The following is a 4,157-nucleotide window of genomic DNA, read 5'->3' as shown; positions in this document are numbered from 1 at the left end:
TTGCTCTGCGCAAATCTCTTGCGCTCGTTGGATTGAAGCTCTCTGTGCTGCTTCGTAGCGTCAAGTCTGGCAATCGCTTCATCAAGCTTGGCTTCGATCTCTTCGTCCGAGATCAATTCGCGCACGTGATCTAGGTTCACTCGGCGAACCAGAACATCCGCCACTTCATCATGGTCATTTTGGAGTGCAGCAAACAAGCCGGCCTCTGGATAGGCGGTCTTGTGGGCGAACTCCAAGATCGACTTGACAATTCCTGCATCGCCCTTCGTTGCTGCAGCGAACAGTGCTTTCTCGCCAAAGTCGCGCGGCGCATGGCCTGTTCTGACGATCGCCCAAAGTATCGTCCGCACCAGCTGTTCATGGCCTTTGGCAACAGCAACATTGAGACCCAACGAAAACGTGTCTTCCGGATCTGGAAGACCAGCTTCGATCAAGAACTCAACGACCTCGGCATGATTGTTCTCGGCCGCCGCCGCAAAGCCATGCAGCGCACATTGGATCTTCGATGAGAAAGGCAACAAATGCTTGACCGCTTCCAAGTGACCCTCTCGACAAGCGACGATCAGCGCTCGACTGCCCTGCGCCTTGGCATCTGAGAACAGGACCAATTGAAAGACCACATCCGCATGACCATGACGCGCTGCCTCATACAGCGCCTGAGAATCGCCTTGCAAAGGACTACACTCCTTGAGCAGGCGTTTGACACACTCCGTGTGCCCGTGCCTGGCAGCAAGCACCAATGCCTCGTCATCCTCTGCGTCGCAAAATACCATGAGCTGCTCCACTGCCCGCGCTGAACCCGCCTTGGCAGCCACATCAAGCGGATAGACCGCAAACGACTTCGACAACAGTGGCACCAGTTGATCAACCAAGCCTTCTTTGCCGCTCTTGATTGCCACCTCAATGGCGTAGCGTGCTGCAGCATCAGCATCATCCTGAGCCCGACAAAGCGACTGCACATATGTCTCGCTTCCCTGCTTCACTGCTTGTCTAATATTTCTTCTAATTGATTGGTCCATTTCGTCTCCTTTCCATTCAACTTAAGGCCGAAACGCCTTTCGTCAAGATCGCAGCGTGACAGCATCAGTCGATTGGACAAGCCGAGAAGGGACTTACAGATCGTCGATGTCAGGAACATGGTCCTCGTAGTCACAGGCAATGAGCGTGCCGGTTTCATCTTCGATGCGATGGATTTCGGGTGCACTAAACCATTCTTCGAAATCGAAGTCACTGTTCGCAATCGTGTCGACATCGCACTGAGCAAGCGCCTCCTGCGGCGAGCTTGCTTCAACTGTCATGTAGTGGGCGACTTGGACAGTCGCATTGATCTCGATGGTGTATTTCATCTTGCTCTCCGCGCTTGACGACTTGCCAAGCTTCGGAACGCAATCTATGCATCGCAGGCGCGTCGCTACAGGACGAAATCGCCATGATCGCTGAACATCCATTCATCCGTCGCCGATAACGCCAGCGCCCGGATGCACCAGGCAGCCGATACGTCGGGTGGGCCGCCGCGCTAAACGGGCTTGGTGTCTTCGTCTAACTCTTGGCGATCCAGCCATGCCATCTTGGATGCATGGACCGCCATCAGATGCAACCGGTAGGCGTTTCGCCAACGCCTCTTCTCAGGGTTTGATTGCCAAGGCAGCGCCAAGGCTTGATCGATGGTCAGGGCCAAGATCGTTGCGCCTTGCTGAAAAGCTTCTTCAATCACACTCATTTCGAGCTCCGTGATGCCCGCATGTGAGATCACGCTCTTGATCTTGCCAGCCGATTCACGGATCACAATGAATGGAATGCCCTTCCCCGTTCGACCGAATTTGCCCGAGATCGGATCTTGGATCTTCTCCCGGGCTTTGGTGACTTGTGCATACCACGTCAAGAGGTCCACTTTGGGGATAGATCTCGGCGTGCTCTTGCTGATCAGAAACGGATTGCCGTGCTCACGCTTGAACTGGTCGAATTGGCGTCTCGGGATGCCGAGGTAGAATTCCGCCATGGCTTGCGTGAAGCGCGTCGTGCTCGCCGAGCGATCAAGTCGTTGCTTCAGGCCATCGAAATCCTGGCTGGTGATGATGGCCTCGCGCTCATCGCGCTTTGCGATGACTTCAAGCGCAGCCCGCAAAAATCCGTCTTCGAAGCTTTCCGCCTTGCTGATATTTGTCATCCAAACCGTCCTTCGTTCAAGTCTCACTGCAAGCAACTTGCGCCGCAAGCTTGCCACTCATCAGCCTGACAGCCTGTGGGCGATGGCGCTTGCCTGAAAATCCTAACGTATTCGTGGAGGAAGCACAGCGGGAAATCCGTCCGACGTCTTAGCAACCCAGCGCACCGCCTCTTGGCTACCTGCTGTGATTGCGAGTTGCATGTGAGCCATCACGACCAACGCGTTGCTTTGTTTGACCACAAGTTCAACAAGTTCAAGCGGGAAGCCCGTTCGCAACCGATGAAGCGCGTGTGCACCCGCGTGGACAAACGAGTTGAGTGCCGCCCAAGAGTATTTCTTGAACTCCAAAAACACCCGCAGTGGCTCGGCTGCTTGCTTCACCGCTTCAAGAGCGATCAGCATCTTGGATAGCATTGGCAAACGAGCCGCCACGGACTCACTGATCGGCGTCAGCTCTTCTTGCAAGCAAGCCACGTCGGCGTCGCTTGCGCAGTAAAGGACCCACACGGCGCGCACCAGCGCTTCGAACTGCGCCCGATGAACGACCAAGGTGGACGGCTCAGAACCGGCTGCAAGTAAGCAGCGACTCGCAACAGCGTGCTCAATCGAAAGCAGGCAAAGCGCGCGACAAACTTGCAGTCGATCACTTTGATCAAACGGCGGAGCCGATGTGATGGGCGCCAATGCCTCCAACAGCTCATCAGAACCTTCAAAGAGCTTCTCAACCTGCTCAAACATCATGCCTCCCCAAGCATTGAAACAGTTGGATCGCATCCTGGCGCATCAACAACTCCCTCCTTCGATTTTTATCCATGCCGTAAAAATTTTCAGCAGCATCTCTTTCACTTGGATCTTGCCGTAATGGCGTCAGCGGCGAAAGAGCGTGATGACCGAACTCAAGCGTAGCGCCATATCTTTTGCAAGATCAGGCGCACTGGTGGCCCTATGCCAACAGCCGATGAGAGAGAGGGAGGGCTACGCCCACCCTCTTGCTGCAAGGCTGGTGTGCTGACGCCCGCCGATCACCAGGTGGTCCAGCACCCGGATGTCGAGGAGGCCCAGAGCCTGCTGCAGGCGCTCGGTGACCTTGCGGTCGGCTTCGCTTGGCTCCGGATTGCCGCTTGGGTGATTGTGGAAAAGGATGACGGCAGCGGCGTTCAAATCCAGGGCGCGCTTGGCGACTACTCGGGGATGAATATCGCAGCCGTCGATAGTGCCGAAGAAGAGATGTTCGGTTGCCAGGATCTGGTGCTTGATGTCCAGGAAGACGACCCCGAAGACTTCGTGCGGCAGGTGAGCGCAGCGGGCAATGAGGTAGTCGCCAGCTTGCTCGGGGCTGTGGATGCGGCCTTGGCGTTGAAGGCGTTGTTCCAGGATGGTGGCTGCTGCGAGCAAGATGCCCTCCTCGTCCATCTGCAGTTGGTATTGGGCCTTGATGTCTTGGGTGCGCTTCATCGGTTCTTCTCCACCAGCGCGTTGTGCGCCTCGTGGGAACCGACAGGCGAAGCGTCCGTCCTTACCGCACCCGAGAGCGAGCACCGCGCAAGCGGCGCACAGCGAAGGGCCGCAACAAAGCGTCAGCGTCGAGAAGGAGGCCTGTCCTTGCGGTCGGGACAGCGAAGCCAAGATTCCCTTCAAGAGGCCAAGCGCTGGTGGAGAGTAGTGATGCGCTACTCCCATGCCGGTGGTTGAGGCGCCAAGAGGGCTGCATGCTGCTGGCGTGCCATTGCCCTCGCTGCTCGCTCTTGAACAATGCGTGTGTTAAGACGTTCTTGGTAGACCTTCAATCTGCAGATGCTCAACGCTGTCAAAGACCATTAGACCTCGACAACCCTGTTTTATTCATTGGAATTAATATGAAACTAGGGCCTGTTAACACATCCGAAGCCCATCAACGACTAGGACGAAGCTGAGGAATCCAAGGAACATGACATCCAGCTTCTCGAAGCGCGAGAAAATCCGGCGGTAGCCTTTCAAGCGACGGAACAGT

At 55.9% G+C, this 4,157-nt stretch carries 5 protein-coding genes and 1 pseudogene; all 6 read right to left on the bottom strand.

Features of this window, described 5'->3' with window-relative positions; genetic code table 11:
• Positions 1-1,019, bottom strand: a 1,019-nt coding sequence (locus F7R02_RS24555) for an ankyrin repeat domain-containing protein (protein ID WP_151210275.1), incomplete at its 3' end; no start/stop codon positions are given.
• A gap of 93 nt (positions 1,020-1,112) precedes the next feature.
• Positions 1,113-1,346: a hypothetical protein gene (locus F7R02_RS24550; protein ID WP_005923902.1), complete on the bottom strand. Its 234-nt coding sequence runs from the start codon at positions 1,344-1,346 to the stop codon at positions 1,113-1,115.
• Between the two features lie 170 nt (positions 1,347-1,516).
• The gene (locus tag F7R02_RS24545; protein WP_078588771.1) at positions 1,517-2,167 is read right to left on the bottom strand and encodes a hypothetical protein; all 651 of its coding nucleotides are present in this window, start codon (positions 2,165-2,167) and stop codon (positions 1,517-1,519) included.
• Between the two features lie 102 nt (positions 2,168-2,269).
• Complete coding sequence (locus F7R02_RS24540) at positions 2,270-2,908, bottom strand: DUF6988 family protein (RefSeq protein ID WP_078588769.1); 639 nt, start codon at positions 2,906-2,908, stop codon at positions 2,270-2,272.
• Between the two features lie 234 nt (positions 2,909-3,142).
• Positions 3,143-3,622, bottom strand: coding sequence for a JAB domain-containing protein (locus F7R02_RS24535; RefSeq protein WP_151210273.1), 480 nt, complete (start codon positions 3,620-3,622; stop codon positions 3,143-3,145).
• Between the two features lie 417 nt (positions 3,623-4,039).
• A pseudogene (locus tag F7R02_RS24530) lies at positions 4,040-4,157 on the bottom strand (IS5-like element ISCARN85 family transposase); the annotation flags it as partial.

Source organism: Xanthomonas cissicola, assembly GCF_008801575.1.
Lineage (GTDB): Bacteria > Pseudomonadota > Gammaproteobacteria > Xanthomonadales > Xanthomonadaceae > Xanthomonas > Xanthomonas cissicola.
This window is presented reverse-complemented; position numbering and strand designations above follow the sequence as displayed.

Excerpts from the sequence above, each read along its gene's own strand:
- F7R02_RS24550 (WP_005923902.1), bottom strand. The coding sequence starts at position 1,346 with ATGAAATACACCATCGAGATCAATGCGACTGTCCAAGTCGCCCACTAC.
- F7R02_RS24545 (WP_078588771.1), bottom strand. The coding sequence starts at position 2,167 with ATGACAAATATCAGCAAGGCGGAAAGCTTCGAAGACGGATTTTTGCGG.
- F7R02_RS24540 (WP_078588769.1), bottom strand. The coding sequence starts at position 2,908 with ATGATGTTTGAGCAGGTTGAGAAGCTCTTTGAAGGTTCTGATGAGCTG.
- F7R02_RS24535 (WP_151210273.1), bottom strand. The coding sequence starts at position 3,622 with ATGAAGCGCACCCAAGACATCAAGGCCCAATACCAACTGCAGATGGAC.